Annotated in this window: 5 protein-coding genes; all 5 read right to left on the bottom strand. The window is 54.0% G+C overall.

Annotation, left to right across the window (positions count from 1 at the left end; translation table 11 throughout):
• Window positions 1-329, bottom strand: a 329-nt coding sequence (locus VI895_08930; GenBank protein HLG19921.1) for a hypothetical protein, incomplete at its 3' end; no start/stop codon positions are given.
• 258 nt (window positions 330-587) lie between these two features.
• The gene (locus VI895_08925; protein ID HLG19920.1) at window positions 588-1949 is read right to left on the bottom strand and encodes a CCA tRNA nucleotidyltransferase; all 1362 of its coding nucleotides are present in this window, start codon (window positions 1947-1949) and stop codon (window positions 588-590) included.
• The gene (locus tag VI895_08920) at window positions 1946-3640 is read right to left on the bottom strand and encodes a ChaN family lipoprotein (GenBank protein HLG19919.1); all 1695 of its coding nucleotides are present in this window, start codon (window positions 3638-3640) and stop codon (window positions 1946-1948) included. The genes VI895_08925 and VI895_08920 overlap by 4 nt, the downstream gene beginning before the upstream one ends.
• The gene (locus VI895_08915) at window positions 3624-3926 is read right to left on the bottom strand and encodes a polyhydroxyalkanoic acid system family protein (protein HLG19918.1); all 303 of its coding nucleotides are present in this window, start codon (window positions 3924-3926) and stop codon (window positions 3624-3626) included. The genes VI895_08920 and VI895_08915 overlap by 17 nt, the downstream gene beginning before the upstream one ends.
• A 14-nt stretch (window positions 3927-3940) precedes the next feature.
• Entirely contained in the window at window positions 3941-5461 is a 1521-nt protein-coding gene (locus VI895_08910; GenBank protein HLG19917.1) for a DUF4388 domain-containing protein, read from the bottom strand.
• Window positions 5462-6023: the final 562 nt, after the last annotated feature.

Here is a 6023-nt window from a genome sequence, read left to right as displayed (position 1 = left end):
TCAGCCCCGATTCCAAATTGAATATTCTCCCGACCCAACATGTAGGCTTCCCCCTCCGCCGGAGGCAACCAAGATGAATGTGGATCTAACAATGATATTAATGTCTTAAGAGCTATTTCATAAAGGTCTTTATCAGACAATTCCTTACCGCCCGCCCGGAAGGTCGCTCCAATGGATTCTACATCCGCGCAATCTCCGAGTTCGGCGCCGGCGGACTCTACTTTCAATGTCTGCGCTAGTTTTAGAGGCAATTTCTGTCGTAAAGATGAGAAGTCGGCGGTGCTGCGCACGAGGTGATTCTCGAGCGCGAATTTAGCGATGGCTTCCATCGCTTCACAGCGGGAGCCATAAGCGCGGTCGAGAAATACCGATTCCCTTCCCTTTCCCCCGTCACAAGCCGCAACCACCAGGAAGAGTCCACCGAATAGCCATATGCGCGCACAACTCATACCACAGGCCCGCAAATACTTGATCTAACACGCTTCCAGCGCGCTCTTCAAGTGGTTGACTTGATCTGACGCCTCGTGTTAGCGTGCGATCGTAGTTCAGCCTCACTTACCGTAGTTGTCTTTCCCCTCCTTCAACGGCTACGAGTAGGTGGGGCTTTTTTCTCGACTCAAAACGTGGGCCCTGAGATCCGATCTTCGATTCCGGGAAGGTTTGGATAGAACATACTCCAAAGCATCTTTGAGAATCTCACCCACCCTCGGTCCCGGAGCGATTTTGAGCCACTTCATGACATCGTCGCCGTCGATTTTCAGGTCTTTCAACGAAAGCGCCTCGCGCGCTTTTTGAATCTTCCTCGCGCGAAGTTCAATTTTTCGAAGCGCAGGCGACACTTTTCGCCCCGGACCGCACCCTTTCACATCGAAGCTTCGGAAATCCAACAACCGCGGAACTTGGTCTTCTCCTACTCTGCGCATAAAGCGCCGAACCGCGGCGTCCGTCTTGGAAATGGTCTCAGCCTCAAATAGATGATGCCGAACGAGCATCGTCACGTCTTCAATCACGGCGTTGGAGAATCGGAGTCTTCGAAGGATTTCCCCCGCCATTTCCGCTCCGAGCCGATCGTGCTGATAGAAATGAAATCCCTTTTTGTCACGGGTTCGCGTGATCGGCTTCGCGATATCGTGAAAAAGCAGCGCCAGTCGCATGACCAAATCGGCCGGCCCTGCGTCCACGGCTTCAAGCGTATGGCGGAAGACATCATAGGCATGCCAACCTCCCTGGTAGACCCGCTTTCCGCGCGTCACTTCCGGCAAAACGATTTCAAGAATCTTGACCCGATCGAGCCATAAGAATCCGAGACTCGGCCTCGGAGAGTGAAGAAGTTTGACCAACTCATCTCGAATACGTTCGCCGGACAGCTCGCGAACGTGTGGTGAAACGGCCCGGGCCGCACTCGATATCGAGGGGGACGGCCGTAATCGAAGTTCCGCTAAAAACCGACCGGCGCGAACCGCTCGGAGCGTATCCTCTTGAAAACGCTCGACGGCCTTCCCCACCGCCTTCAGCTTTTTGTTTCGAAGATCTTGGAGACCGCCGTAAGGATCGATGACTCTCTTTCGAGACAGGTCCAGCGCCATGGCATTCATCGTAAAGTCCCGCCGGGAGAGATCCCCCTCCAAATTACCGACGAACTCTACGGCCGACGGGCGGCGGCGATCGTGATAATTCCCTTCACTTCGAAACGTCGTCACCTGCACCTGGTCCCCTCGCGAGAAAACCGTAATGGTCCCAAAGACTTTCCCCGTCGGAATCGTCCGCGGAAAAAGTGTTTCAATTCGTTCCGGACGCGCATTGGTGGCGACGTCCCAGTCTTTCGGAGTCCTGCCGAGAACCAGATCGCGAACCGCGCCTCCCACGACATAAGCCTCATATCCCCTCCGATGCAAACGTCGCACAATCGAAACAACCGACGTCGGCACTCTTTGCCATGTGATTCTCAAAACCGATCTTCCTTGCTCTGTGCACTCATTCTTCGGCTCGGGAGCCGCTTGACCAGCGCCCAATAGCGTTCGGACGCCGCGCCCGCGCCGTTCGGAAGCGGAGAAAAGAGTTCGCGAACGTCGTTCATCGAAACAAGATCGGTCACCATTCCATAATAGAGCCGGTCGGCAAAGATCTGTCCGATCGCGCTCGCGGCCAAGAAGAGCTGGGCAGGCGAAAGTCGGAAGATTTTCCGGGGAATGCCGCTCGTTCGGCCGGTCCGAACGCGTTTGAGTTCAAACGCCCGGTGCGCCAGCACGGCGATCGCGGCTTCCCGTTGGTCCCGTAATCGCCCGCGCAGCTTTCGTTTTCGGGTTCGAATCAAGAAACGCTCGAAATCCCTGTACTGGTCGCATTTTCGTTTGGGATTGAGAATCTTGGATCCGAAAAAGCCGATCGCCTCCCAAATAATCGCACGATAGAAAATTTCCGACGGCGAAGAAGCCGGCCCGAAGACGGCCGGTGTGCTTTGCAGCTTGGAGGCCACCAATTGCGCGGCTTTCTCGGCCGCGCGATTTTCCGACAAATCGTTCAGGTACAATATGGAACGCTCAGGCAAATAAATGCTTCGATTCTCCAGAATTTCGGCCCGCACCAGGTCCTCCACGGGAAAATCCTTCCGGCCGCATTCGATGCAATACTTTTCCAGCTCGCTCGCCACGTCCGCGTCCGTCGCAGTGTACACGCTGAAATGTTCCAATTCGCTCGGCCGAACCCCCAAGAACCGGGCGATTTTTTCCGCCCGTTCCAGGACCTGATGGTAATAGTCGGGGACCGCCTCCTCCCCGCCTTCGCTCAGAAGTTCCGACTGATCTTCCAGCCACGATTGATAGCTTTGCCATTTGACCCACGGGGCCGCCGATAAAACACAGTACTTGTCGGCAGCGACTTCCACGACGTCCACGGTATCGCTCAGTCCTCGTTCAGCCAGTTCCCAGTAGATCGGCTCGCTGTTCTGAAAGATCGTGAGCATGTTGCGGGAAGCGTTCTGGCTTTTCAAGCGAATCCTCACCCGCTCCGGAATGTGCGCATCCGCCAGATGCAGGTCTCCGTATAGACAGAAAATCAGAGCCTCCGGCACGCAAAGCGTCACCCCGACGATCAAATCCGCGGCCAGGTCATCCCGAGCGTTCAACGGAATGGAGTCTCCTTCCGGAGAGTTCAGCCCGAGGATCCGAAGTTTACGTTCCCGGGCAAAATCGAAAAGTTGCCGGTAATGACTCCATGGAAACCCCCACTTCTTTTCGTAAGCAATCGCTTCAAGAAAGGTTTCTTCGTCGATTCGGCCCCGAACGAAGTCGTTCGCCGATTTTTCACCGTTCTGAGGCACCACTTCCAGGCCCAAGAACGTCGGTTTTCTACGGTCCCCGACGGCACGGAGAATCTTGATGGCCGTCCGCTGGGCCTGGCGAAGCGTGTGGTAATCGCCGCAATAGACGATGTCGGCGCGGGCAACGTCGTCGATTAATTCGGCTTTGGTGGAAACGCGGCGGAAGTTCCGCACCTCTTTCTCGTACTGCCTGCGATATGATCGGAGATGCCTCGATTCCCGACGGAACCCGGCTTGAAAGTCCTCCTCCAGGCGGGCGAACGTCGCCTTTTGGAGGCGAAGCAGTTGCTGACGGGCTGTCGGCTCAGGCGAAGCGGGCAAGGTGATTCCGAATGGACTCGGCCAGGATTCCTTTAAAAGGGACCAAAAAGAAAGGGATGTCCAGGGTCACCGTGATCGAGCATGGAGAATGGGAACTCACGGAAATGGTCCCCTCCACCCCCTTCTCCTCAAACCGGCCGAACCTCTCCTTTGGAGTCCAATGGATTGTTGGCTTTAGCCCTCCGATTTCGGTGAGAATTAATCGCGTGTCGCAATACTCGCGTAATCGCTCAAAAGCCTGTTGAGGGTTCTCGCGGGACGTCTGAGACACCTGAATCTCCGGCATCGCGGGTCAGAATATCATTTTTTCTTAAAGAAACTGAGGATCGTGCTGTCCGATTTCTTGCCCCCTTCCCGTCTCTGAATCAAGCGGATTTCGGCGAGGGCCTGTGCGTGATTGGGCTTGAGCGAAATGACTTTATTGAAGTACCCCTTGGCTTTCTCGACGTCTCCGCTCACTTTGGCAAGAACTCCAAGCTGGAAAAAAGCGCGCTCGTCCGAGGAATTCAACTTAAGAGCCGCACGAAGTTCCTGTTCGATGTTATCGGACATCGGTTTTTTCTCCGATGTGGCCCGGTGTATCAGACATTCAGCCAGTTCGACATGATAAGCCGACTCTTTCGGCGCCAACTCCATGGCCTTACGCAGTTCGGCCTCCGCCATGTCAAAATGCTTTCGAAGAATCAGCAAACGCGCCTTTTGAACGCAGACCTCCGCCTGAATTTCCACCGAAGGGACGTCCGAGGGCTTTCGCGCATTCAGGTTTTTCAGATAATCCTGACGCCGCTTGTCGTCCGACCAGATGGTCAGCGCAAGCGTTAGTCGATCGAATAGTTTTTCGGCGATCTCAAGCTCTTTTTCCTTGTACTTTTGAACCGCGGCGTCCAGATGAAGTTCCCGGACGATCGCGTCGTAATTTCGTTTCGCCTGAAATTTGTTGCTGTCGACCGGCAGATTCAGAAGTTCATGGTATGGACGGTCCATCCGAAGCGCCCAGGCATAAACAGGAGAAGCGGATTGACTCGGCTTGGTCGTTTCTTCCTGAATGGAAATGACCCGTCTCGCCGTTTCTTCATTGGCCGGCGGCGGAGCTTCCTCCTCCTTCTTTACGGCGGAGGCGGGCATCGTGAATCGCTGGGGCGGAAGGTCGACACTCTCCAAGAATCCGAATGCTTTCAACGTTTTGATGAACAGAGCCGCTTCGTCGGGGTCCCCGCCGCAATTTCCCAATATTCCTTGAACGTTTCGCTTCCCATCCAACAGTCGAACAACCTTCGCCTCACCCGGCTTAAGCGACCTTTGCGCAAGATATTCCTTCGCCGGAACCGTCACTCGCACCGCCCGCTCCTTCGGAAAAAGTTCCTCCACTTCCGGAATCGAAGAGGAGTAAATCATGTCCAGGACCGTGCGGAAAAAATCGATCGACAGTTCGGGAATTCCATCCAGTTGATTCTCGCCCTCTTCCGAACGGATATTCGCGCCTTCGAGGAGAAAACAGTTCTCCAATTTCCGCATCGCCTGTGTCGTAAGGGCCTGAAAAACCTCGTATCCTGACAAATAACCGAGTTCGACGATGATTTCTCCCTGGCGTTTGCCGGTTTCTTGCATGCGGTCGATGACGACACGGTATTGGTCCTCTGTAAGTTTCCCGTGCTCCATGAGCATTTGACCCAGGGTCTCGCTCCGGATCGTCGATTCGACGTAGATCGGCGTGCCTTTCTTGAAATAGATCGTTTTTATGACCTGGTCTTTTTGCAGGGTCACCTGTCCCGTAAAGTGATTGAGATGAAACGAGTAAAGACTTTCTCCCACGGTCGCCATTGGGCTCCTCTTGTGAGCGACGGAATTATGACGTTTGAAATCAATTATAGTCCGGTTGGAGAAATCTCATCAAGGAACAAAACTTCGCGGAATATTTGTTGAGTTGCACCTCACTTTTTCCTATACTTCATCCCAATGTTCTGAATTCAATGCCTCAACACAGTAAGGGAGAAAAAAACATGGCGAAGCGAAAGAAGGCTAAGAAGAAAAAAGTTGCCAAAAAGAAGGCGACTCGCAGAAGGAAGAAGAGAAAGTAAGCTTCCTTACTCGCTTCGTAGCAAATTTCGTAAAAAGCGTCGCACCTCGGTGCGGCGCTTTTTATTTTCCGGTGTCCTGTCGCTGAAATAAATTAAGAAAAAGAAAGGTACTACGATCGTGGAGTTCGGGTCACTCCAAGGCTTCGTCTCCGCGGTCGTTCCCCGAACTCCCCAATCGCAGCACTTCTCCCTTCATCAATAAGGTTTCAAATATCGATTGTGCGCCGGAGAAGACATCGGTCGACGAGCAACTGGCGGAGAATCCCGTCACGACCCGGGAGCGGAGGCGGTAGGGAAACGGATAC

The organism is Bdellovibrionota bacterium (assembly GCA_035292885.1).
Classification (GTDB): Bacteria; Bdellovibrionota_G; JALEGL01; order JALEGL01; family DATDPG01; genus DATDPG01.
Note: the sequence above shows the minus strand (reverse complement) of the source record. Positions and strands in the feature narration are given on the sequence as shown.

Coding starts and splice junctions, on each gene's coding strand:
- VI895_08910 (HLG19917.1), bottom strand. CDS start 5,461: ATGGCGACCGTGGGAGAAAGTCTTTACTCGTTTCATCTCAATCACTTT.
- VI895_08915 (HLG19918.1), bottom strand. CDS start 3,926: ATGCCGGAGATTCAGGTGTCTCAGACGTCCCGCGAGAACCCTCAACAG.